This is a genomic window from uncultured Anaerotruncus sp. (assembly GCF_902490045.1).
Classification (GTDB): domain Bacteria; phylum Bacillota; class Clostridia; order Oscillospirales; family Ruminococcaceae; genus Anaerotruncus.
Window position 1 is genome coordinate 1 of sequence record NZ_CABUCJ010000021.1, and the last position, 23124, is coordinate 23124.

Below are 23124 nucleotides of genomic sequence, written 5' to 3' on the forward strand. Positions count from 1 at the left end.
GGAGGGCGGCGCGGGCGGAGACGGAAAGCGGGGGAAAGGGCCGGTCAGTCGCCGAGGCGGATGACCGTGAGGGTCAGGTCCGTGCCGGTGAAGCCTGCCTCGCTGGCGACGACGTTGAGGTTTACCGGGGGAGCCGTCACCTGGAAGGGGACGCTGAAGGCCAGCTCCGCGGTCTCCCCGGTGGCGGTAAAGGTGTGCCGCGCCGTGCCCCCGGGGACGGGCGCGCCATTCTGGTTGAGGGTCGTCAGGAGGGTCGTGGGGATCGTGGTTCCGGCGTCGGCCGTGAAGGAGCCGCTGAAGGACACCTGGTAGATACCGGGCTGATGGATCACCACGTCGGGGCTGCCGGCGGTGTGGGAGATGGAGGTGCCGGAGACGAGCGGGTTGTCGGTGAAGACAAGCGCGCTCCCCGCGGCGGTCGGCTGGGCCGTGGAGTCCACCGTGGCGAGGACGTCGGGGGTCCCGCCGCCTCCCGGCTCTCCGCGCGGAATGACAAAGTCGAAGACGGCGTCCTCGTCGGTGCCCGAGTTGGTGACCTGGGCTTCTGTGCCGGGATCGCCGGTGATCACGGAGCCGATCCGGATGGTCGCGGCCGCGCCCGTGGGACCGGTTTCGCCGGTTGCCCCGGTTTCGCCGGTCGCCCCGGTTTCGCCGGTCGCTCCGGTGGCCCCGGTTGCTCCGACCGCGCCCTCGGCGCCCGTTGCCCCGGTTGCTCCGGTCGGTCCAGCCGGTCCGGTTGGACCTGTGGCGCCGGCCGCGCCGGTGGCGCCGCGGGGGATGGTGAAGTCCAGGACGTGCGTCGACCCCCCGGTGACGTCCACGACCGCGGCCGGGGTCCCGGGCTCGGCGGTGGTGGTATTGCGGATGACGATGGCGTCGGCCGCGCCGGTTTCCCCTCTGGGCCCGGTGGGGCCTGTGGGACCTGTGGGTCCGGTGGGCCCGGTTGCGCCGGTCGCGCCGGTCGCCCCTGTGACGGAGACGCCAGTGGGGCCGGTGGCTCCGGTCGCGCCTGTTGCGCCCGTCGGCCCGATGGGGCCTATGGCGCCGACGCCCGTCGCGCCTGTTGCACCGGTCGCGCCGGTGGGGCCGGTGGCGCCGATGGGGCCCTGCGGACCAATCGGTCCCTGCGGGCCGATCGGTCCCGTGGGACCGGTGATCCCCGTCGGACAGGGACAGGGCGGCGGGCAGGGAGGTACCGGCGGGGGACAGGGAGGTATCGGAGGACGGCAGTTACAGATCCGTTCCTCCGGGAAGATAGGGTTCAAGAATCGATTGTTAGCCATAGATAAAGCCTCCAAAACAGATCGGGCATTTGCCCATACCAGCATATGCCGGGCGGCCGCGTCCGGTGCAGGCGCTCGAACGGCGTGAACACAGCGCGGATTTTTCGGCGGTAAACGGCTGCCTTCCAAAATTTCATGATAAAAAGTTATGATTGATATGAGGATTAAATATTAGACAAATCAGTGCCCATGGGGTACAGTAAAAGGTGAAAACAACCAATCTTTTGAAAATACATGGCTTATTGATGCTTGAACAGGTGAGCAAAAGGCAAACCCGCGGATCGTGTCCTCCTCCCGGAAAAGATGATTTGATCACCTTCGGTTATGGGAAGCGGCGGATCCGGCCGGGAAAACCCATAAGGACGCAGATGAAATTTAAGCGTCCCGCCATGCCTGTGCGCGGCCGTGCCGCGGGCCAGAGAATCCGGCCGTTTGACGGCGGGCGCCGCGGCGGGTATCATAGGCATGGAAGGGAGAAGGGCTCCCCTATTACAGGGCGCGTGGCGGCCGGGACGGAACCGGCCGCCGAAGAAGACGGGCGGACGGGATTTTCCCGCCTGGGAAGGGGCGGGGAAATTCCCGCGCGCGGCGAAAGAACGGGGGTGGAGTGTTGGATGTAAGGCGTGGGCTTCCCAGGCCGCTCTGCTGTTTCCTGCTGCTCTTTAAAATCGGGCTCTTCACCTTTGGGGGCGGCTGGAGCATCGTGGCGCAGCTCCAGCGGGAATTCGTCGACAGGCGCGGCTGGATTTCCAAGGAGGACCTGCTGGACATCGTGTCGGTGGGGCGGTCGTTTCCCGGGATCATGGTCATCAACATCGCCGTGATGTTCGGCTACCATGTGGGCGGGGTGCTCTTCGGCGTCATCGCGGCCGTGGGGGTGGCCGCGCCCTCCGTCGTCGTGCTGTCGGTGGTCACGATTTTCTACGAACAGTTCCGCCGCAACGTCTATATCGCGCGCGCCATGGTCGGCGTGCGCGCCGCCGTCGTGCCGATCATCCTCTCCGCGGCGGCCAGCCTGCGTTCCATCGCCATCCAGGAGAAGGTCCAGTACGGGATTGTGCTGGGGGGCTTTCTGATCTGCCTCTTTCTTCCGATCAACAACATCCTCGTGGTGCTGCTCGGCGCGGCCGCGGGTCTCATGCTCAGGGGGGTGCGGGAGTGATTTGGTTACAGCTCTTCTGGAGCTACCTCAAGATCGGCTTTTGCAGCTTCGGCGGCCTGTCGATGATTCCCTTCATCAACCAGGAGATGCTCTCCCACCACTGGATGACGATGGAGCAGCTTTCGGACATCGTGGCGATCGCGGAGATGACGCCCGGGTCTCTCGGCATCAACTGCGCGACCTTTGTCGGCATTCAGGTGGCGGGCCTGCCGGGCGCGATCGCCACCACGCTCGGGGTGATGACCCCCTCGCTCACCGTCTGCATGCTGGCATGCCATTTCATGGTCAAGTTCCGGCAGAACCGGTTTTTGCAAAACGCGCTCTACGGCATCCGCCCGGTGTGCATCGGCATGATCCTCGCGGTCGCCGTTCCGCTGGGGGAGGCCAACTATTTTGTGAACGGCGCGCCGCTTTGGCCGGCGGTTATCATCGGGGCGGCGGCGGGCGCCCTGCTGCTTGCGAAAAGGAGCATCCCCACCGTCATTCTCGCGGGGGCGCTGCTCGGCCTTGCGCTGGTCAGATAACATTAGGGAGGCGGACTATGAAAATCGTGGTATTGGACGGGTATACTGAAAACCCCGGCGATCTGAGCTGGGCGGGCCTGGAGGCGCTCGGCGAGCTGGAGGTCTACGACCGCACGCCGCCCGGGCTGGTCAGGGAACGGATTGGGGACGCCGAAGCGGTCTACACCAACAAGGTCCCGCTCCCGCGGGAGGTCATCGAGGACTGCCCCGCGCTCCGGTTTATCGGCGTGCTGGCGACCGGCTACAACGTCGTGGACGTCGGCGCCGCGCGGGAACGCGGCATTCCCGTCTGCAACGTCCCCACCTATGGGACCGCCGCCGTCGGGCAGTACGCGATCGCGATGCTGCTTGAAATCTGCCACCATGCGGCCCATCACAGCGAGGCGGTGCACGCCGGACGCTGGCAGGAGGGGCCGGACTGGTGCTTCTGGGACTATCCGCTGATCGAGCTGGACGGCAAGACGATGGGGATCATCGGCTTCGGGCGGATCGGCCGTGCGACCGGGAAGATCGCGAGGGCGATGGGGATGCGGGTGCTCGCGTACGACGGGCGTCCCTGCGAGGAGGGGCGCGCCATCGGGGAATATGTCCCGCTGGACGCCCTCCTGGCGGAGTCGGACGTGATCGCGCTGCACTGCCCGCTCTTCCCCGAGACGCGCGGGATCATCAACCGGGAGAGCATCGCGAAGATGAAGGACGGGGTGATCCTCCTCAACAATTCGCGCGGCCCGCTCATTGTGGAAGAGGACCTCGCCGCCGCGCTGGACAGCGGGAAGGTGTACGCCGCCGGCCTGGACGTGGTTTCCGACGAGCCCATCCGCGCGGACAACCCGCTCCTGGCGGCGAAAAACTGCCTGATCACCCCGCACATCTCCTGGGCGCCCAGGGAGAGCCGCCAGCGGCTGATGGACGTGGCGGTGGAGAACCTGCGGGCGTTTCTGGCGGGCAGCCCGGTCAACGTTGTGAACGCAGGATGAAAAAGCCGTCCCCGTACGGGGACGGCTTTTTCTGCAAAAAAACGAACGGGGCCGCAGCCCCGTTCAACAGATCACGCTTCGGATGTCGTCTTCCCCGCCGTCGTCCTCTTCATCGTTGAGGCGGCTGACGAGGTAGCTTTCCAGCTCATCGTAGTGGATGGGATAGTACTCCAGGGGCTTTTCCATCGAATTCCCCCTCAGTCATAGTCGCTGAGCAGTTCCTGCGCACAGGCCCGCAGCTCGGGAAAGCTGTGAAGGCTTTTGGCCTGCCAGCTCACCGCGTCGCGCACGCCGTCGGGCAGGGCGGCGAAAAACTGGTGCGCCCTGCCGTCCTGTGCGATCAGGTCGTAAAGATCGCCGCTGTTCTGCATGCCGCCGCCTCCGCTCATGGTGTAAAGTGCTCCGCCAGCTGGCGCATGCGTTCGTCGGTGATGCCGACGACGCTGCCCTGGTAGGAGCGCGTGGAGCCAAACCGCCGGGACAGTGTCCGGAGATCCTGCTCCGACAGGACTGTCCGCCGGGGTTCGGGAGGGATCGTCTGGTTCAAAGGCTGTTCCATTTTAATCACCTCGGCATTATTGTCCGCAATTTCCGCGGAATGATCAGAGGGAACCGATGGGCGCGCTGGAAAATCCAAACGAAAAAAGAGCCGAGCGGCGTGGCGGCCCGCCGTTTTTCGCATAGGATGGCATTAAGAGGAAACCGCGAAAAAAACGCGGCCCTTTTGCCGCCCGGCAAAAGCATGGGCGGCCTCCGCCGCGCGGCGGGGGCCAGCCCGATTCAGCGCCGCCGGGCGCATGGAGGTTTTTATGCAGAATCGTCAACCCGGCCGGACGCCCCGGCCCCAGGCCATGCGGCAGCCCCGTCCGCAGCAGACGGCACAGCCGCGGCAGATGCCCCGGCCGGCCGGACGCCCGCAGCAGACGGGCCGGAACGCGGCGTCCGGCGGGAACCGGCCGAACGGCATCCTCGGGAACCTGCTGAACATGCAGGACCCCATCGGGTCGCTCAACAAGATCGTTTCGATTTTCAAGCTGCTCGGCTGACCGGATCAAAAACAAAGCGGGAGGCGCCCGGCATTGCCGGTCGCCTCCCGCCGTTTCAGCAGGTTTCGGCGATCTTGCAGAGGAGCTTTTCGGTGTCGGCCCAGCCGAGGCAGGGGTCGGTGATCGACTTGCCGTAGACGTGCTCCCCGCCGATCTTCTGGCAGCCCTCCTCGAGGTAGCTTTCGATCATCACGCCCTTGACGAGCTTTTTGAGGTCGGGGTTGTAGTTGCGGCTGTGGAGCACTTCGCTGACGATGCGGATCTGCTCCTTATACTGCTTGTTCGAGTTGGAGTGGTTGACGTCCACGATCACGGCGGGATTTTTGAGGCCGCGCTCCCCGTACATCTCCATGAGGCGCATGAGGTCCTCGTAGTGGTAGTTGGGGATCGTGGTGCCGTATTTGTCCACGCCGCCGCGCAGGATGACGTGGGCGAGGTTGTTCCCGCCGGTGGTGACGTCGCAGCCGCGGTAGATGAAGTTGTGGGGGTGCTGCGCCGCGAAGACCGAGTTGAGCGTCACGGCGAAGTCGCCGCTCGTCGGGTTCTTCATCCCCACGGGGATGTCCATCCCGCTCGCGGTCAGCCGGTGCTGCTGGTTTTCCACCGAGCGCGCGCCGACCGCCTCATAGGAGAGCAGGTCGTCGAGGTAGCTGCGGTTTTCGGGGTAGAGCATCTCGTCGGCGGAGGTGAGCCCGCTTTCCATGATCGCCCGGGTATGCATCCGCCGGATGGCGATGATGCCCGCCAGCAGGTCGGGCGCCTTGTCGGGTTCGGGCTGGTGGAGCATGCCCTTGTAGCCCTCGCCGGTGGTGCGGGGCTTGTTCGTGTAGATGCGGGGGATGAGCATGAGCCGGTCGGAGAGCCTGTCGTTGAGGGCGGCCAGCCGCGACACATAGTCGCAGACCGAGTCCTCGTTGTCGGCCGAGCAGGGCCCGACGATGACGACGAACTTGTCCGAACGCCCGGTGAAGATGTCGCGGATTTCCGCGTCGCGCCGCGCCTTGACCCCGGTGACCTCCCGGGAGAGCGGGTATTCCGCCTTGAGGTCGGCGGGCAGCGGGAGCTGCTTGTTCAATTTCATTGCCATGTGTTTGCCTCCGTTTTGCCGGTTCGTTCCGTACCGTACCAGCGTAATGCCAAACGCCGCCGATGTCAAGCGGCAAGATGCGCAAAAATAATCGATTCCGCGCGCATTTTTTGGCCCGCGCCCGGGCGGTCCGCGCCGCGGGAGGCTTTGGAATTTTTACCGTCTTTTTACGCGGGCATGATCGTTTTTCCTGTATTTCTCTGGTATGCTTCCCATGTCCAAAGCAACATGATGAAAAAGATGGAGGAACCAACTATGAACTGGAAACGCCCACTGGTACGAACCCTGGCGGCTTTCGCCGCCTGCTGCACGCTGGCCTCGTGCAGCGGCCCTTCCGCGCCCGCCCCGGAGTCGGCGCCCGCTCCCGCGCCGAGCGCCGCTTCCGCTTCCCAGACGGAGAGCCCGTCTGCCGAGGCGTCCCCCAGAGCCCCGAAATACGTCTTCCTGTTTATCGGAGACGGGATGAGCTATCCCCAGATTCAGTCGACCTCGGACTTCCTCGGCGCGATCAACGACGGGGACTACTGGATGGCGCAGCCCAGCCTGGACGACAACCAGGGAGCGGTCCTGGACGGCCCCGAGTACCTGAATTTTATGAACTTCCCGGTCGCCGGCTCCGCGGTGACCTACGATTCCAACAGCTTCGCCCCCGATTCGGCCTCCACGGCCACCTCGATCTCCACCGGGTACAAAACCTATTCCGGCACCATCAACATGGACGAGACGGGCACCGTCGCCTATGAGACGATCGCTGAAAAGCTGCACAGGCAGAAGGACTGGGAGATCGGCGTGATCACCTCCGTCAACCTCAACCACGCCACCCCCGCCGCCTTCTATGCCCACCAGCAGAGCCGCGGCAGCTACTATGAGATCGGCCTGGAGATGATCGCCTCCGATTTCGATTACTTTGCGGGCGGCGGCCTGCTCAAGCCCACCGGCCCGGACGGGGACAAAGAGGACCTCTACGACCTGGCCAAAAGCGCCGGATACACGCTGGCCACGACCCGCGCCGAAGCCGAGGCGGTAAACGCCTCCACCGAAAAGGCGATCATCATCGACGAGTATCTGGCGGATTCCGACGCCATGGCCTATGAGCTCGACCGGACGGAGGAGATGATGTCGCTGGCCGATTACGTCTCCAAGGGGATTGAGGTCCTGGAGAACGACAAGGGCTTCTTCATGATGTGCGAGGGCGGCAAGATCGACTGGGCCTGCCACGCCAACGACGCGGCCTCCACCATCCACGACACCCAGGCGCTGGCCGACGCCGTCCAGGTGGCTGTCGACTTTGCAAAAACGAAGCCGGAGGAGACGCTGATCCTCGTCACCGGCGACCACGAGACCGGCGGCCTGACCATCGGCTTTGCCGGGACCGACTACGACACCTATCTGGACCTGCTGAAAAGCCAGAAGATTTCCTACGCCAAATACGACAGCGATTACGTGGCCGCCTACAAGGAGCAGAAGACCTCCTTTGAGGAGGTGCTGGCCGACGTGGAGAACCTCTTCGGCCTGAAGGCCCGGGGGGAGGAGGGCGACAGGCTGGTCCTCACCGAGTACGAGCTATCCCAGCTGCGCGCCGCCTATGAAAAGAGCGTCAATGGGACCGCCGCCAGCCAGTACGGGCAGGAGGAGTATGTGCTCTACGGCACCTACGAGCCGCTGAGCGTCACCATCACCCACATCATCAACAACAAGGCGGGCATCTCCTTTACCTCCTACAGCCATACCGGCCTGCCCGTGGCGGTGCTGGCCGACGGCGCCGGGGCCGAGGCCTTCAACGGATACTACGACAACACCGAGATCTATCACAGGCTGGCCGGGATGCTGGCCGTCCGGTAATCCGCCTTTCCCTCTCTTCATAAACGGCAGACGGATGCGGCCCTTTGGCCGCATCCGTCTGCTGGTATCGAAAGGAAATCTTCGACCATATGAAAAGAATGTCATTCGATTCCGCCCGGCTCCGGTACCACGCGCCGGTGGTCCTCTGCGCGGCGCTGATCGCCGTCCTGCTGCTTCTGCCCACGGGTTATGAGGGCGCCGTCCAATACCGGGAGGCCGACCGCTGCTCCGCCCGCGTGCTGGCGGTGGACGACTCCGCCATCGTCGACAACGGCCTGATCCGCTCGGGCGAACAGATCTGTACGCTGGAACTGCTGGGAGGCCGGTTCCAGGGGCGGACCGCGTCCGGCGTCAACATGCTGAACGGCTCCCTCGAGCAGGACAAAATTTTTTCTCCCGGGGACAGGGCCCTCGTGGTGGTCAGCTATCAGGGGGACGCGATCCGCTCCGTCACGATGATCGACCACGACCGCATCGGCAAGGAACTCCTCCTGGCCGGCGTTTTCGCCGTCTTCCTGGTCCTCTTTGCCGGACGCACCGGCTTGCGGGCCATCGCCTCCTTTGCCCTGACGATCCTCATGCTGTGGAAGGTGCTGGTCCCCCTCTACCTGAAGGGGCACGATCCGGTCCTGATCGGCCTTGCGGTCACGCTGGCCCTCACACTGCTCATCATCGCCCTGGTTTACGGCTTTGACCGCCGCTGCATGGCCGCCGTGTCCGGCGCGTTCCTGGGGATTCTGGCGACCTGTGTGCTGGGAATCCTCTTTACCGGCCTCTTTCAAATCCACGGGGCGGTCATGGCCTACTCCGAAAGCCTGCTCTACGGCGGCTACCAGAACCTGAGCCTGACCCGCATCTTCATGGCCGCCATCTTTATCGGTGCCTCGGGCGCGGTGATGGATCTGGCGGTGGACATCACCTCGGCGGTAAACGAGGTGGTGGAGAAGCGCCCCGACATTTCCCAGTGGGAGGCGGCGCGCTCCGGGATGAACGTGGGCCGGGCCGCCATGGGCACCATGACCACCACGCTGCTGCTGGCCTACTCCGGCGGCTATGTGGCCCTGCTGATGGTGTTCATGGCGCAGGGGACCCCCATCCCCAACATCCTCAATTACAAATATGTGGCCGCCGAAATCATCCACACCATGGTGGGGTCCTTCGGACTGGTCACGGTGGCGCCCCTCACCGCGCTCACCAGCGGGTTTCTGCTGGCCGGGCGGGCGCGCGGCGGCTGTCAGAGCGTGCCTGTTCCCGCGGGGCTTGGCAGCGGAGAAAAATCAGAACGGTAAAAAATCCCGCCCCGGGATTTCGCCTGGGGCGGAATTTTTGGCAGGAAATGGCGCCGCCGGGAGACGCCGTCCGGTTTGAAATCGCCTGTAAAATGTAGTATGCTTAATCATAGCGGAGGGCCGGATCCGGACCCGCGAATCGGGGGGATGCGTTTGCGACAGATCAATATCGCGCTCGACCTATACAGCGGTGTCGTCTGCCTGATCCTGTTCTGTTCCCTCTGCTTCGGCAGAGGACGGCGGGAGCGTCTGAGGCGCTGCTTTCAGCTGATGTGTGCCTTCAACTTTGTAATGGCGATCGCGGACATCACGAACTGGGCGTTTGAAGGGTTCGCCCGGCCTTGGTACCCGGCGGCCCTCTGGATTGGCAGCCTGCTCTACTATCTTTTTTCCGGACCGCTGCTATTGGCGTTTACCGGATATATTGCAGAATATTTTGCCCCGCGGGTTCAGGTGTGGAGAGGGTTCGTGCACATCGCGGAGGCGCTGTGCGCGATCCAGATGGCGTGCAGCGTGCTTTCCCTCTGGAACGGGATGTACTTTTCGGTGGGGGCGGGAAACGTCTATCAGCGGGGAAGCTGGTTTTGGCTGTCCCAGGCGGTTCCCATGCTGATATACCTCACGGATATCATGATGATGGTCCGCTGCCGCCGTTATCTGCGGAGAAAGGATTTCCTGAGCCTGTCCAGCTACATCGTCCTGCCGCTGGCTGTTGAAGCCGTCCAGATGCTGAACTATGGAATTGCGCTGCTCAATGCTGGGGTCACGCTGTCGATTCTGCTGATCTTCGCAAACATCCAGTCGGAACAGGAACTGCGGATCGAGCACCAGGAGACGGAGCTGGCGGAAGCACGGATCGACATCATGCTCAGTCAGATCCAGCCGCATTTTCTCTATAACAGCCTGACCGCCATCCGGCACCTGTGCGACACCGATCAGAAACAGGCCAAGCAGATAATACGCGATTTTTCGCTGTATCTGCGGGGAAATATGGACTCCCTGAAGAGCAGGGCGCCCATCCCGTTTGAAGCGGAGCTCCGGCATACGGAAGCCTATCTGCACCTGGAACAGCAGCGGCAGCGGGACCGGCTTCAGGTGACCTGTGAAATAGGGCCCCGCGACTTTACCATCCCGCCGCTGACGCTGCAGCCCATTGTGGAGAATGCCGTCCGCCACGGGGCGCTCGGCAGGGAACGCGGCGGCAGGGTGGGCATCCGTACGGAGGAGACGGAACGCGCTTACCGGATTACCGTGTGGGATGACGGCCTGGGCTTTCAGCTGCGCCCCCAGGCGGAGGGAACGGGCGCACATATCGGCATCGCCAACGTGCGGGGGCGGCTCGCCAGCCTGTGCGGAGGGACGCTGGAAATTGAAAGCGCGCCGGGTGTTGGGACCACAGCGACCATTATAATCCCCAAGGAGGAAAGCGGCCGATGAGATACCTTGCCGTGGATGATGAGGCGTTTGCCCTGGACGATTTGGAGGAGGCCCTGCGCGAGGTCGATCCGGAATATAAGCTGGCCCGGTTTACCATGCCGAGCGAGGCGCTGGATTATGCCGCCTGCGCCCCTGTGAACGTGGCGTTTTTGGATGTGGAGCTGGGCAGCACAAGCGGCCTTGTCCTTGCTAAAAAGCTGAAGGACCTGCGTCCGAGGACATCCATCATCTTCGTCACCGCGCACGAGCAATACGCGCTGGGTGCGATCCGGCTCCACGCCACCGGATATCTGTTGAAGCCCGTCACGGCGGACGATATCCGGCGGGAGCTGACGTTCCTCTATGAGGAGGGCCGCATGCAGAAAAAGGTGCGCGTAAAAACCTTCGGCGGCTTCGACGTGTATGTGGACGGCCGCCCGCTGACCTTCCACCGCAGCAAAACCAAGGAGTTGCTGGCCTATCTGGTGGACCGGCGGGGTGCCAGCGTCACCTCGGGGGAGGCGTGCGCAGTGCTGTGGGAGGAAAAGAGCGCAGGGCCGGTGCAGAAGAGCTATCTGCGTACGGTTACGTCGGACCTGCGGGCGACACTGCGGGACGCGGGAGTGGAGGAGATTCTGGTCAAGGGGCACGACTGGCTGGCGATCGTTCCTTCCCGGCTTGACTGCGACAGCTACCGGTTTTTGGAAGGGGACCCGCAGGCGGTGAACAGCTACCGCCGGGACTACATGATCTGCTATAGCTGGGCGGAGTTTTCGATGGGAATCCACGAAACCGAACAGAGGAATTGAAAAGACAAAAATAATTTGGAAGGTCCCCAATTGCTGGAAAATTGGGGGCTTTTTGTTGCGCTTTTGTTGCGCCCAGTATTTTATAATAATCCGGAAGGGCCGCGATGAGGACCGGCCCGGGAGTACAAAGGGAGGAGCGCATATGGAAACGCGGGGCACGGGCCTGCAAATGGCGTTTATCTGTGAACCATTGCTGTACGACAGGGACGGGGTCGGGAGGCTGTTTGCCGACCTTGCGGGAGAAATGCACAAAAGAGGCCACCGGGTTACGGTCATCGCGAAACCGTCGGCGGGAACCGAATCCGAAGGGCTTCCGGCGCCGCCGCTGCCGGAGGGTTGTGAGCTTCTGCAGGCCGATCTCGACGCCGCAGAGGGGCGGGACCGGGTGCGGGTGAGGCTGCTTGAATGCGGGTGCAGCGTACTCGTCGGCTATTGCGCCGGCCGTGGTTTTCTGCGATTTCCCCGTCTTTTGGAAGGCACAGGCATCCCGCTGGTGTCGGCGGAGTCGCTCCACCCGAGGATCCTGACCCATGAACGCTGGAGCCCCTACGAGCATTATGCGGCGCTGGCCTGCTGCGACCGCATCCAAGTGCCGCTGGAGCCATATAAGGCCTGCTACCCCAAGGCGCTGCATGGACGCATCGACGTAATCGGCAGCCCGGCGCCAGAGCCCCGGGCGGTGGATTGGCAGGCGCGCGCGGAGAAAACGGAACGCACCCTCCTGTTTGTCGGGTGCTTCCATGAACAGGATAAGCGGGGTTCCCTGTTACTGCGGGCCTGGAGGCTCCTGAAGGACGAATTCCCGGACTGGTCGCTGACCATGGTGGGCGACGGGCAGGGCTGGGATCTCTACCATGCCATGGCCGAGGCCATGGGCCGGGAACCCCGGGTGTCCTTTCCGGGGAACGCTGCCGATTCGGACGCGTATTACGGCGCGGCGGACCTCTTCTGTATGCCGTCCCGGCAGGAGGCGTTCCCACTGGCGCTGGGGGAGGCGGCTGCCCACAGCCTGCCGCTGGTGGGGTTTCGGAACTGCGAGGCGGCCCGGGAACTGATCCCGCCGGGCGGCGGCGCGCTGGCGGAGGAGGAGACGCCGGCCTCGCTGGCCGCGGCGCTGCGGGAACTGATGGCCGCCTCCCCGGAAGCGCGGAGAAACGCGGGCGAAACGGCCCGGGACTCCTTCCAGGCGCGCTATGGGGGCGGCGCAGTCTATGACCAGTGGGAGCGGCTTCTCCTGCGGACGGCAAAAAAGCGCGGGCACACCCGAATGGACAGGCTGCGGCGGAACGAGTGGAACGCGGCGCTCTTGAACGAGTCTGCGCTGGAACTGCTCTCGCGTCCGGAGACGATGGCGCCGCCGGGACAAGGCGCTTTGAGCCCGGCAGCCGCGCTTGCACGGCTGCGCAGCGAGCACGACGCGCTGGCGCGGGAGCACCGGCGGCTGCAAAAAAAGTACGACGCGCTGGTGCGGCAGCTGTATCCGACCGACGGCAGGCGGCGCTGAAGGCGCTCTTTGGGAAAATGGCTGGGCCTTCCGCCCGCGCACGCAGAAGACCGGATCCCGCGCCCTCTGCGGGCACGGAATTTTGGAAGGGTATAGGGGCGGCGAGACGCTGCTCCGATATGTCATCCCCGCAACAAAAAAGGGGGCCATTCCTGGGAATGGCCCCCTTTTTATTCGTTTTCCCGATACTCCCGCCGCGCGTTCCGCCCTGCGCGGCGACTGGGTGTGACAGAGGGCTTCTATTGTTCGGCATTTCTGCCGGCGGAGGACTCTCTTTTGGACAGGAGTGCTGGCGCCGTTACGCAGACCACGTCGGTATGCTTGCGAATGGTGGCCAGTTGTTCTTCAGGCGCGCCGCTATCCGTAATCAAGTGGGCCAGGTCACTCCAGTCCGCATACTGGTGCACACCGCCCGTGCGGAACTTGGAACTGTCGCACAGAAGGATCCGGGATTCGCTCTGCGCAAAGACTTTCCGGCGGATCACCACCTCCGCGTAGTCCTGCGAGGTCGGCCCGCTGTGGTAGCGGATCCCAGTGGACCCGAAAAATGCGGCCGCAAATCGGAACTGCTCGATAAAGGAATCGTTTTCCACAATGTGGAGAAGGTCGTAGTCGTAATTCATCAGACCGCCGGTCAGGTAGAGCCGGTGCTTTTTTAATTTGCGGAAGACGTCCGCCACAAGCAGGGAGGGCGTCACCACCGTCAGGTCGGTTCGCTCGCCGAGCAGTTTGCTCAGCTCGCATACCGTTGTTCCGCCATCCAGATAGATGACGCTGTGGTCCTCCACATAGCGCAAGGCCTGCTGCGCGATCGCCGACTTTTCCCCGCGGCGGAAGGAGGCTTTGGATTCGGAGTAGACGTATTCCTGTCGGTATGCTTCCGACAAGACGGCGCCGCCGTGCCTGCGCTCAATATAGCCAAGCTCGCCGAGATGATTCAAATCCTTGCGGATCGTTTCGGACGTCACCTGAAAAAGCTCCGTCAATTCAGCGGCCCGGACACTGCCCTGTTGGATAAGCAACTTTAAAATTTCATTTTGCCGCACGCTCACAGAGTCGCTCATATTGCTTCCCGCCTTCCGGATACATTAGGATCACTTATATTATACAGATAACAGGCATAAAAAAGCAAGCGGTATTTTGAAAATAATTGCAAAAACAAATAGAATCACAACTAAATAGTTGCGATTTGTTGATTTAATCACAAATATAACTAAAATATTTGTTTAATCGGCCTATTGATCGTAAAAATTGAATTCTTTATAATTAAAATCACAACATACAAATTGTGATCGCAATAATTGTGTTGGGATTCAAAAGAGAATTCCACAAGGCAGGGAGGATGAAAATGGCATCAATTTTGGTTTTAGGCGCGGGCAAGGAGGGGAAAGGCTTCCTGGGCGAGGTTTTTTCGGCCGCCGGCTGGAAGGTTTCTTTGCTTGACAAGGACCCGCTTGTCATCGAAAATTTAAGGAAGGGCTCCTATACGGTCGAGCTCTTCAAGGTGGACGGCACCTATCCGGCCGTCGTCTCGGGATATGAGGCGTACCTGTGCGACCCGGAGCGCTCCTGCCGGCGGGCGGTGATGGACGCGGACGTTCTGGCGGTCTGCCTCTATCCGGAGGACATTGCCGAGGCGGCGGCTTATCTGGCCCCCTGCTTTGAGGAACGCGCGGCCGCGGGCGGGAAAAAGCTCACCATCCTCAGCTGCACCAACATCAACCACCTGATGGGCAGGATCGAGGAGTGGTTTCTCGCGCCGATGAAGTCGGAAAAGAGCCGCGCATGGTTTCGGGAAAATGTGGCCCTGCGCGACACGATCGTCCGCCGTTCCGTCAGCGCGGAGTCCAACAGCAGCCTCCGGCTCGAGGCGCTCACCGTTGCCAACCTGCTGATCCAGCCCCCCATCCATGCCGACTTGAGCGGCGTGGAATGGATGGAGCTGATGGACGATCTGGAAAAGATGAAGGACATCAAGCTTTACAGCCTCAACGCCCCGCACGCGACCTGCGCTTACGCCGGATATCTACGGGGATACCGGACGATTTGCGAATCGGAGGGAGACCCGGAGGTCGCGGCGCTGATGGACGAGGTCCTCTCCGAAGCGGTCAAGGGCCTGTCGGCGGAATTTGGCGTGCCGGAAGGGAAAATTTGGGACTTCAGCAAAATGCCCGCGCCGAAAGACGCGCTTCCCGACCTGATCACCCGGGTGGGCTACGACCCCCTGCGCAAGCTGGCGCGCGGCGACCGTCTGACCGGAAACGCGCTTTTCTGTTACAACCATGGGCTTCCCTGCGGCGCGTTGGTGCGGTCGATCGCAAACGGCCTGGCCTATGCGGAGGCGACCGATCCCGCCGCGCTTAAAATGCAGGAAATCATCCGCACAAAGGGCCTCGAGGCGGCGATCACGGATATCTGCGGCCTCGAGTCCGGACATCCGCTGATTGCGGAGATCAGCGCGGCTTACCGCGCCCTGCCCGCCGAAAAACGGCAGGCCTGTTAACCCGTCGGCCGTGGGGCGGGCGCCGCCCCCATTTGATACTGTTTTAAAACAAGTAGGAGGAAAACCATGAAAAAATTAATCGCGCTTTTGATGGCAGCCATGATGATCCTGGGCCTGGCGGCCTGCAACGACGGGACGGGCTCCAGCCCGGCCGCCGCAAACGATGCCTCCGCCCCCGCGCAGGAGAGTGCCGCCCCGGCGGACAAGGACGCGGGACCCGTCCGGATCGCTTTTATTTCGCCCGCGATGCACTATGATTTCTTCGCCTATCTGGCGGCGGCCGCCAAGAAGACCGCGGAGGAAAACGGCGCGCAGATCGACGTATTTGACGCGAAGGAGGACTTTACCCAGGTGGCAGAATTCATTTCCCATGCGGTCGCGCAGAAATATGACGTGATCTGCACCGCGGGATTTGAACCGATCATCCCGGCGGTGGCGGAGGCCAACGCGGCGGGAATCCCGCTGATCAACTTTGACGCCCGCCTGATGGGCCCCGGAGATTTTTACGCCCGCGTCTCGAGCGACAACAAGGAGCTCGGCAAGCTGGACGGAGAATATGTCCGCGGCCTCATCGAGCAGCGCACCGATAAGGAGCACTTCGTCCTCATGACCGTCAACTTCAAGGATTCCCAGTCGAACATTGACCGCTGCGAGGGCTTCGCAGAGGCGTTCGCGGGGATGGACAACGTTGAAATCAAGGAGGTCCTGCCCGCGGCCGCCACAGTCGAGGGGGCGCAGGCGCTCTTTGACGATCTGCTGATCGGCAATCCGGCTGGCACGATCGACTACATCTTTGCCAGCAGCGCCGGCACCGGCGTGGGTACGATGGCGGCGGTCACCACCGCGGGCCGCAGCGAAATTGGGGTTGTGGCCGTGGACGACGAGCAGGGCCTGCTGGACGCGCTGCTTGACCCGGACAGCAGCTTCCTGGCGACAGCCGCGCAAAATCCCTCCGATATCGGGCGGATGACCGTCGAAGCCGCGCTCAAAGCGGTGGAGGGCGAGGAGTCGGGCGAGGTCGTGGTGCCCGGACGGCTCATCACCAAGGAAAACGTCCAGAAGGATATCGAGGAGCAGGCCGCCCTCAAGGAAGAGCTCTCCAAGTATAAATAAGCGGCCCGGAGCCGGTGCGGGACGCGCGGAAGGCGCGCGTCCCGCCGGGTCTCCTGCCAAATTTGGGCGTGAGGTGAACAGATGGAAAACGCGGTTTTACAGATGGAGCATATCAGCAAGTCCTTCGCTACCGTCGCGGTGCTGAAAGATATCAACCTTTCGATTCAGAGAGGCCATGTCGTTACGCTGGTGGGAGAGAACGGAGCCGGGAAGAGTACGCTTTGCAAGATCATCGCGGGGAATCTCATGCCCGATACCGGAACCCTTACGATCGACGGGCGGACCTATGAAAGCCTGGATATCGACCAGGCCAAGCGGCTCGGTATCCGGATGGTACACCAGGAGCTGTTGGTTCTGCCCAAAATGACGATTCAGGAAAACCTCTTTATCGGCAGCGAACTCAGCGCGGGCCTTTTTCTGGATAAAGCGCAGATGGATCGGCGGGCGCGGGAGCTGCTGGAGCTCGTGGGACTCAGCGTCGATCCGGAAACAAAGGTGTCGGAGATCGACATTGCGGCCAAGCAGCTTGTGGAAATCGCCCGCGCGCTGAGTGCCGACGCGGGGATCATCATCCTCGATGAGCCGACCTCCTCCCTTTCCGACAAGGAGATCGACAAGCTCTTCGCGGTGGTCAACAGGCTCAAGGAGCGCGGCGTGACCTTCATCTTCGTCTCCCACCGGATGAAGGAGGTCCTGCGCATCTCGGACGAAATCTTCGTGCTCAAGGACGGCGAGCTGGTCACCGAGCTGGACGCGCGGGAGGCCACCGAGGAGCTTATCGTCAAGCATATGGTAGGACGCAACTATGACGACTACTATCACCGCAAGCGGACCTTCTTCGGAGCGGAAGCGATGCGTCTGGAAAATGTGGGCGGCGTCGAGGACAAAGAGAGCAGGGGCGCTTATACCCCGAGGGGAGTCTCCCTCAGCCTCTATGAGGGAGAGGTGCTGGGAATCGCGGGGCTCGTGGGCGCGGGGCGCACCGAGCTGATACGGCTGATTTTCGGCGAGGACGAAAAAGCGCCCGGAAGCCGGGTGTTCATCTTCGGCAAAGAGGCGCGCATCCGCAGCTCCAAGGACGCGATGCGGCAGGGGCTCGCATGGGTGACGGAGGACCGCAAGTCGGAAGGGCTCATCCTCAAGTTCCCGATATCGGACAATATTGCGCTGCCGAACCTGGGCCGCCTGACGCCGAAGCTGTTTGTCGACAGGAAAAAAGAGCGGGAGCTCTGCGAAACGTTTATCAAAAGCCTGAGCATCCGGACCACGGGGACCGGGCAGCGGGCGATGTATCTTTCGGGCGGCAACCAACAGAAGGTGGTGCTGGCCAAATGGCTCGCGACGCAGCCGAAAATACTCATTCTCGACGAGCCGACCCGCGGAATCGACGTGGCCGCGAAGGCGGAGGTCTATAAGCTCATCAACGAGCTGTCGGCACAGGGGATCGCGATCCTGCTGATTTCCTCCGAGACGCCGGAAATTATGGGAATGAGCGACCGCATCCTCGTCATGCACGAGGGGACCATTACAGGAGAATTCGCGCGGGAGGAATTCAGCGAGGAAGGAATCATCGCCGCGGCCATAGGGAGGAAGAAACCATCATGAATGTAAAATCGAAACTGGGAACCCGGCAGGTCCTGAACCGATATGGCCTCGTGATCGTTATCGTGCTGGTGGCGGTGGCTTTTTCGGTCATCAACCGCCTCTTCCTGCTGCCCGACAACCTGATCAACATCGCCCGGCAGATGGCGGTGACCGCCATCGTCTCGGTGGGCATGACCTTTGTGATGATTTCGGGCGACATTGATGTCGGCGTCGGCGGCGTGGCCTGCCTGACCGGGATGATCGTCTCGCTGGCGATGAAGTCATGTGGCTGGCGCTGGTTTTCGGCCTGCTTGTCGGCGCGATGCTCGGCGCGGTCAACGGGCTGCTCGTCACCTCCTTTTCCCTGCCGTCCATGGTCGTCACGCTGGCAATGATGAACTTTGCCAACGGCGTCGCCAGCATCCTGACCGGCGGCACCGCCGTCTACGGACTGCCCGACGAATTTCTCTTCATCGGGCGGGGCTCGCTCCTTTTCATCCCCAGCCAGGTCATTATTATGGCGGTGCTGGCCGTCGCGGGCGTGATCGTGCTGCGCAAGACGCCCTTCGGCCGTCATGTCTATGCGATCGGCGGCAATAAGGAGGTCGCCAAGCTCTCGGGCATCAATGTAAAGCGCACCCGGATCCTGCTTTACATCGTCAGCGGGATTTGCGCCGCGATCGGGGGCATCATCCTCACCAGCCGGACCGCCTCGGGGCAGCCCAACCTCGCGACCACGATGAACATGAACGTCATCACGGCGGTCGCCATCGGCGGCACCTCCCTCAACGGCGGTTCGGGCACGATCGGCGGAAGCCTGCTCGGCGCGCTTCTGCTTACGATGATCACCAACGGCCTCAACGTCAACGGCATCGACTCCTTCTGGCAGCTGGTGGTTTCGGCCATCGTCCTGATCATTACCATCATCGCTTACCGCAACGACTGATATATTTAGGAGGTAAATTATGCAGAAATATGGAATCCTCAATGCGCAGATCCGTTCGCTGCTCGCACGCAGCGGACACCGTGACCGGATCGCCCTGACAGACGCCGGCTTCAACAATCCCCTCGGCGTCGAGACGGTGGACATGGCGTTTTTGCCCAACATCCCCACCATCCTGCAGGTGCTCGACGGGGTGCTCGCCGAATTCTCCATTGAAAAGGTCATTCTGGCCGAGGAGATTAAAACCATGGCCCCCGAACTGCTGGAGGAGTACCAAAAACGTTTCCCCAAGACCCCGATCGAATTCATCCCCCACTCCGAGTTTGACGAGCTGATGCCGAAGGTCAAGGGCATTATCCGTACCGGGCAGTATGGCCTGCACGCGCCCAACATGATCCTGCAGGCAGGCTGCACCTACGACGAATAACCCGTGAGAAGGACACTCTGGAAGGAAGGTTGCTATGTTGGATGTCGTGGCGCTCGGCGAACTGGTCATTGACTTTTCGCCCGCCGGATTTTCTGATGAGGGGAACGCCCTCTATGAACGCCATCCGGGCGGCGCGCCCAGCAATCTGCTGGCCGCGGTGACAAAGCTCGGCGGAAAAACCGCGCTGATCGGCATGGTGGGGGAAGACGAGTTCGGCTTTTTCCTGCGCGACACGCTCGTCTCCTGCGGGGTGGGGACGCAGGGACTCCGCCTGTCTCCCGACGCTTACACCACCCTCGCCTTTGTCCATCTGGACCAAAGCGGGAACCGCAGTTTCACCGTTATGCGCCGTCCGGGCGCCGACACCTGCCTGCCCCTTGAACAGGTTGATTTCAGCCTGATCGGCGGGGCAAGGATTTTTCATGTGAGCGCGGCCTCGCTCACCCACGAGCCAACCCGGGGCAGCGCCTTTGCGGCGGCGAAGTATGCGCGGGAGAGGGGCGTTCCGGTCTCCTTTGATGCAAATTACCGGGAGGTTCTCTGGGACGCGGAAACCGCGCGACGGGTTATGCGCGAATTTCTGCCGCTTGTCGATATACTGAAGGTCTCCGATGAGGAAATGACGCTGCTGTCCGGCACGGAGGACCTTTCGGAGGGCTCCCGGATGCTCGCGGGATACGGCCCGAAGCTGGTTGCCGTCACGCTCGGGCCGCGGGGCTGCTTCTATCGTCATCCGGCGGGGTGCGGCAGCCTGCCCGCCTACGACGTGAAGGTCGTGGACACCAACGGTGCGGGGGACATCTTTCTCGGCTCCGTGCTCTCACAGCTTTGTGAAAGCGGAAAGCCGCTCGCGGCGTTCGGGCGCGAGGAGTTGGAGGCTATTATCCGCTTCGCCAATGCGGCGGGTTCCGTCTGCGCTTCCCGGCGGGGGGGACTGCTCAGCGCGCCCACCCGAGAGGAAGTCCTGCGCTGCATGAACGGGATCCCTTCGCTGGCCGTCTGACAGGCTTATCGTCCCCCTCGGGGGTGGCTGCAATGGACCGCATATTGACGGGCTTTTTGCCGCGGCGCGGGTGGATGACGGCGGGGAGTTCCGCGCGCCTTTTGGCGCGGCACGAATAATCATTTTGGGGAGGACGCTATGAAACTGCAAATCGCATTGGATGACATCACCTATGAGGGGGCTCTCACGCTGCTTGGGCAGATCGCGGATTCGATCGACATCATTGAGCTCGGGACCCCCTTCGCCTATACCTATCCGCTTTCCGCGATCGGGGAGCTGAAAAAAGCGTACCCCGGCAAAGAGGTCTTCGCCGATTATAAAATTCTCGACGGCGGCGAATTCATGGCAAATCTCGCGTTCGGCGCGGGAGCGGATATGGTTTCCGTCTCCGCTTCGGCGCACGAGGGCACGATCGCGGGCGCGGTCAAAGCGGCAAAAAAACAGGGGCGGAAGGTGCTGGCCGACATGATGGGCCTGCCGCTTGAACGGATCGCGGAACGGTCCGCGGCGGCGGCGCGGCTTGGCGCGGATTATCTGTGCGTGCATACCAGCCTTGACGTGAAGGACGCGGACGACCCGCTCGCCTGCATCCGGGAGGCGAAGCGCGGCGCAAAGGGGAAGGCCCTCGTCGCGGCGGCGGGCGGCATCCGTCTCGAGACGCTGCCGCGGATCCTTGAGGCGGCGCCCGACCTCGTTATCGTCGGCGGCGCGATCATCAAGTCGCCGGACCCGAAGGAGACCGCAGCCAGGATGGCGGAACTCGTCCGCGGAAGGGGGATGGCGTGATGAAGGCCGGCCGGTTTGCTTTGGAAAGCCTGCGGGAGCTCCGCTCTCTCGCCGAGCGCCTCGATTCCGCCGAGGTGGAAGCGTTTGAGGACGCGGTCCTCGGCGCCAAAAGGGTGTTTGTCGGCGGGGCGGGGCGGACCCTGCTCGCGATGAAATTTTTTGCGATGAGGCTGATGCAGATCGGCCTGCCAACCTTTTTGGTGGGAGAGGTGTGCACGCCCAGCATCGGCGGGGGAGATTTGCTGATCGTGGGTTCCGGCTCGGGGGAGACGGGCTGCACGCTCGCCGTTGTGAACAAGGCGAAAGCGGCGGGGGCCAAAGTGGCGGCGCTTACCCGTGTGCCGGATTCCTCGCTCGGCCGGGCGGCCGACCTCCGGCTGACCCTGCGCGCCGAGACTCCGGAAGACGCCGCGGCGGACTATCTCTCCATCCGCCCGGACGGGAACGCCTTTGAACAGGGAGTGATCCTCGCCGCCGACGCGATGGTCTGGGAGATGATGCTCAGGATGGGCATCGGGCTTGACACCATCCGCCGCAACCATGCAAATCTCGAATAAATCCGGAAGGGGGCCCGCTGATGCTGGACGTCTTATCCATGGGGGATGTCATGATCGACTTTACCCCCGACGGCATATCCGAAAAGGGAAATCTTCGGTTTGAACGCAACCCCGGCGGGGCGCCCGCAAACGTCGCCGTGACCGTTTCGCTGCTTGGCGGAGAGAGCGGGTTTGCCGGCGCGGTGGGCAACGACATCTTCGGCCGCTTCCTGCGCGCGACGCTCGAGCGTTACCGGGTCGATATCACCGGGCTGCGGTTCACTGACCGCGCGGGGACGCGGCTCGCGTTTATTGAGCTCGACGAGCAGGGCGACCGGCATTTTGCCTTCACCAAGGGCGCGGTCGCGGAAACTTTTTATTCGGCGGACGACCTCGACCCCGCGTGGTTTTCCAACTGCCGCATTTTCCATATGGCTTCCACCATCCAATACGCAGAACCCGCCCGAACGGCCTCGCAGGCCGCTCTGACGCTTGCGCGGCAGTCGGGGGCGCTCTGCTCCTACGATCCCAACTGGAACATCGCCGTTTCAAAGGACGAGGCGGAGGAGCGGAGGGTGATCAAGGATACCTTTACGAAGACGGACGTCATTAAGATATCCGTCGAGGAGCTGGAATTTCTGCTTGGCCACGGGGACTGGGAACGCGGGGCCCGCGAGATCCTTGAAATGGGCCCCCAGCTTGTGGCCGTCAGCTTGGGAAGGCGCGGCTGTTATTACCGCACCGGTGCGGCAACAGGCCGTCTGCCCGCCTACGACGTTCCGGTCCGCGACACGACGGGCGCGGGGGACGCGTTTATGGGCGGCCTGCTTTTCCAGCTTGCTCACGCAGGCCGGTGGCCCTGTGAACTGCCCAAAGAGGCGCTTGACGAAATTTTTCGATTTGCCAACGCTTGCGGCGCCTGCTGCGCCGGCCGGCGCGGCGGGATGCCGTCGATCGGTGGGATCGAAGAGGTCCGCGCATGTATGAGCTGCGCCCCATTGCCATAATTTTTGGATCCGATCTGCAAGCGCCTGCGGCGGCCATGACCCTCAGCCCGATCCATATGTGTTCCCCTCCGTCGAATGTCGGCTGTTGGAAAAGAGCAAAAGCCGCCGAAACAAGTTCGGCGGCTTTCTGCAATTCAGAACGGTCCGTAGCCGACAATGCCCGCGATAACCATAAATACAGCGCCGACCGCGATGTTGGCCAGAAGCCATTTGAAAATGTATTTCAACCACTCACCGTTTTCACTGCCAGATTTACCGAGTTAACTTATTAAAGTAAAATCTG

Annotated in this window: 26 protein-coding genes; 20 read left to right on the forward strand and 6 right to left on the reverse strand. The window is 62.5% G+C overall.

Going from position 1 to position 23124, the window contains the following annotated elements:
• Window positions 1–44 precede the first annotated feature (44 nt).
• Entirely contained in the window at window positions 45–569 is a 525-nt protein-coding gene (locus RDM88_RS03910) for a hypothetical protein (protein WP_308753436.1), read from the reverse strand.
• 1324 nt (window positions 570–1893) lie between these two features.
• Here RDM88_RS03910 and RDM88_RS03915 point away from each other — a divergent pair.
• The 3 genes from RDM88_RS03915 to RDM88_RS03925 are packed head-to-tail and all read left to right on the forward strand — an operon-like array spanning window position 1894 to window position 3946.
• Window positions 1894–2445, forward strand: coding sequence for a chromate transporter (locus RDM88_RS03915; RefSeq protein ID WP_308753438.1), 552 nt, complete (start codon window positions 1894–1896; stop codon window positions 2443–2445).
• Window positions 2442–2969, forward strand: a complete 528-nt coding sequence (locus RDM88_RS03920) for a chromate transporter (protein WP_308753440.1) — start codon at window positions 2442–2444, stop codon at window positions 2967–2969. Before RDM88_RS03915 ends, RDM88_RS03920 begins: the two co-directional genes overlap by 4 nt.
• Before the next feature lie 17 nt (window positions 2970–2986).
• Window positions 2987–3946, forward strand: coding sequence for a D-2-hydroxyacid dehydrogenase (locus RDM88_RS03925; protein ID WP_308753442.1), 960 nt, complete (start codon window positions 2987–2989; stop codon window positions 3944–3946).
• Window positions 3947–4009: 63 nt separating this feature from the next.
• Here RDM88_RS03925 and RDM88_RS03930 read toward each other — a convergent pair whose 3' ends face one another.
• From RDM88_RS03930 to RDM88_RS03940, 3 genes are read right to left on the reverse strand one after another with little or no spacing between them, the layout of a single operon-like run.
• On the reverse strand, window positions 4010–4132 hold the full coding sequence (locus tag RDM88_RS03930) for a hypothetical protein (RefSeq protein ID WP_308753443.1): 123 nt from the start codon (window positions 4130–4132) through the stop codon (window positions 4010–4012).
• Between the two features lie 11 nt (window positions 4133–4143).
• Window positions 4144–4317, reverse strand: coding sequence for a hypothetical protein (locus RDM88_RS03935; protein ID WP_308753445.1), 174 nt, complete (start codon window positions 4315–4317; stop codon window positions 4144–4146).
• Window positions 4318–4331: 14 nt separating this feature from the next.
• A complete protein-coding gene (locus RDM88_RS03940) occupies window positions 4332–4505 on the reverse strand; it encodes a hypothetical protein (RefSeq protein ID WP_308753446.1) in 174 nt (57 codons plus the stop codon).
• Between the two features lie 250 nt (window positions 4506–4755).
• Between RDM88_RS03940 and RDM88_RS03945 the strand changes: the two genes are divergently transcribed.
• Window positions 4756–4992 carry a hypothetical protein gene (locus RDM88_RS03945; RefSeq protein ID WP_308753448.1) on the forward strand — a complete coding sequence of 79 codons (237 nt, stop codon included), beginning with the start codon at window positions 4756–4758 and terminating at the stop codon, window positions 4990–4992.
• 55 nt (window positions 4993–5047) lie between these two features.
• Here RDM88_RS03945 and RDM88_RS03950 read toward each other — a convergent pair whose 3' ends face one another.
• Complete coding sequence (locus RDM88_RS03950; RefSeq protein ID WP_308753450.1) at window positions 5048–6079, reverse strand: 3-deoxy-7-phosphoheptulonate synthase; 1032 nt, start codon at window positions 6077–6079, stop codon at window positions 5048–5050.
• A gap of 255 nt (window positions 6080–6334) precedes the next feature.
• Here RDM88_RS03950 and RDM88_RS03955 point away from each other — a divergent pair, with 255 nt between their 5' ends.
• The 5 genes from RDM88_RS03955 (at window position 6335) to RDM88_RS03975 (ending at window position 12939) form a co-directional block, all read left to right on the forward strand.
• Window positions 6335–7921, forward strand: coding sequence for an alkaline phosphatase (locus RDM88_RS03955; protein ID WP_308753452.1), 1587 nt, complete (start codon window positions 6335–6337; stop codon window positions 7919–7921).
• An 89-nt stretch (window positions 7922–8010) separates the two neighbouring features.
• Window positions 8011–9210: a YibE/F family protein gene (locus RDM88_RS03960; protein WP_374045408.1), complete on the forward strand. Its 1200-nt coding sequence runs from the start codon at window positions 8011–8013 to the stop codon at window positions 9208–9210.
• Between the two features lie 147 nt (window positions 9211–9357).
• Window positions 9358–10647 carry a sensor histidine kinase gene (locus tag RDM88_RS03965; protein WP_374045409.1) on the forward strand — a complete coding sequence of 430 codons (1290 nt, stop codon included), beginning with the start codon at window positions 9358–9360 and terminating at the stop codon, window positions 10645–10647.
• A complete protein-coding gene (locus tag RDM88_RS03970) occupies window positions 10644–11435 on the forward strand; it encodes a response regulator (RefSeq protein ID WP_308753456.1) in 792 nt (263 codons plus the stop codon). The genes RDM88_RS03965 and RDM88_RS03970 overlap by 4 nt, the downstream gene beginning before the upstream one ends.
• Window positions 11436–11904: 469 nt before the next feature.
• Complete coding sequence (locus RDM88_RS03975; RefSeq protein ID WP_308753458.1) at window positions 11905–12939, forward strand: glycosyltransferase; 1035 nt, start codon at window positions 11905–11907, stop codon at window positions 12937–12939.
• A 239-nt stretch (window positions 12940–13178) separates the two neighbouring features.
• On the opposite strand, the gene RDM88_RS03980 is transcribed toward RDM88_RS03975, so the two are convergent.
• Window positions 13179–14003: a DeoR/GlpR family DNA-binding transcription regulator gene (locus RDM88_RS03980; RefSeq protein ID WP_308753460.1), complete on the reverse strand. Its 825-nt coding sequence runs from the start codon at window positions 14001–14003 to the stop codon at window positions 13179–13181.
• A 284-nt stretch (window positions 14004–14287) separates the two neighbouring features.
• Here RDM88_RS03980 and RDM88_RS03985 point away from each other — a divergent pair, with 284 nt between their 5' ends.
• The 11 genes from RDM88_RS03985 to RDM88_RS04035 all read left to right on the forward strand — a co-directional run bounded on the left by RDM88_RS03985 (window position 14288) and on the right by RDM88_RS04035 (window position 23113).
• Complete coding sequence (locus RDM88_RS03985; RefSeq protein ID WP_308753462.1) at window positions 14288–15442, forward strand: mannitol dehydrogenase; 1155 nt, start codon at window positions 14288–14290, stop codon at window positions 15440–15442.
• Window positions 15443–15508: 66 nt separating this feature from the next.
• Entirely contained in the window at window positions 15509–16555 is a 1047-nt protein-coding gene (locus RDM88_RS03990) for a sugar ABC transporter substrate-binding protein (protein ID WP_308753464.1), read from the forward strand.
• A gap of 81 nt (window positions 16556–16636) precedes the next feature.
• On the forward strand, window positions 16637–18160 hold the full coding sequence (locus tag RDM88_RS03995; RefSeq protein ID WP_308753466.1) for a sugar ABC transporter ATP-binding protein: 1524 nt from the start codon (window positions 16637–16639) through the stop codon (window positions 18158–18160).
• Window positions 18157–18534 carry a hypothetical protein gene (locus tag RDM88_RS04000; protein ID WP_308753468.1) on the forward strand — a complete coding sequence of 126 codons (378 nt, stop codon included), beginning with the start codon at window positions 18157–18159 and terminating at the stop codon, window positions 18532–18534. The genes RDM88_RS03995 and RDM88_RS04000 overlap by 4 nt, the downstream gene beginning before the upstream one ends.
• Complete coding sequence (locus tag RDM88_RS04005; RefSeq protein ID WP_308753470.1) at window positions 18423–19085, forward strand: ABC transporter permease; 663 nt, start codon at window positions 18423–18425, stop codon at window positions 19083–19085. The genes RDM88_RS04000 and RDM88_RS04005 overlap by 112 nt, the downstream gene beginning before the upstream one ends.
• A gap of 19 nt (window positions 19086–19104) precedes the next feature.
• Complete coding sequence (gene rbsD, locus RDM88_RS04010; RefSeq protein ID WP_308753472.1) at window positions 19105–19509, forward strand: D-ribose pyranase; 405 nt, start codon at window positions 19105–19107, stop codon at window positions 19507–19509.
• Window positions 19510–19543: 34 nt separating this feature from the next.
• Complete coding sequence (locus RDM88_RS04015) at window positions 19544–20512, forward strand: carbohydrate kinase (RefSeq protein WP_308753474.1); 969 nt, start codon at window positions 19544–19546, stop codon at window positions 20510–20512.
• A 138-nt stretch (window positions 20513–20650) separates the two neighbouring features.
• Entirely contained in the window at window positions 20651–21298 is a 648-nt protein-coding gene (locus tag RDM88_RS04020) for an orotidine 5'-phosphate decarboxylase / HUMPS family protein (RefSeq protein WP_308753476.1), read from the forward strand.
• On the forward strand, window positions 21298–21855 hold the full coding sequence (hxlB, locus tag RDM88_RS04025) for a 6-phospho-3-hexuloisomerase (protein ID WP_308753492.1): 558 nt from the start codon (window positions 21298–21300) through the stop codon (window positions 21853–21855). Before RDM88_RS04020 ends, hxlB begins: the two co-directional genes overlap by 1 nt.
• A 20-nt stretch (window positions 21856–21875) precedes the next feature.
• A complete protein-coding gene (locus tag RDM88_RS04030) occupies window positions 21876–22841 on the forward strand; it encodes a carbohydrate kinase (protein ID WP_308753478.1) in 966 nt (321 codons plus the stop codon).
• Complete coding sequence (locus tag RDM88_RS04035; protein ID WP_308753480.1) at window positions 22814–23113, forward strand: hypothetical protein; 300 nt, start codon at window positions 22814–22816, stop codon at window positions 23111–23113. The genes RDM88_RS04030 and RDM88_RS04035 overlap by 28 nt, the downstream gene beginning before the upstream one ends.
• The last annotated feature ends 11 nt before the right edge of the window (window positions 23114–23124 follow it).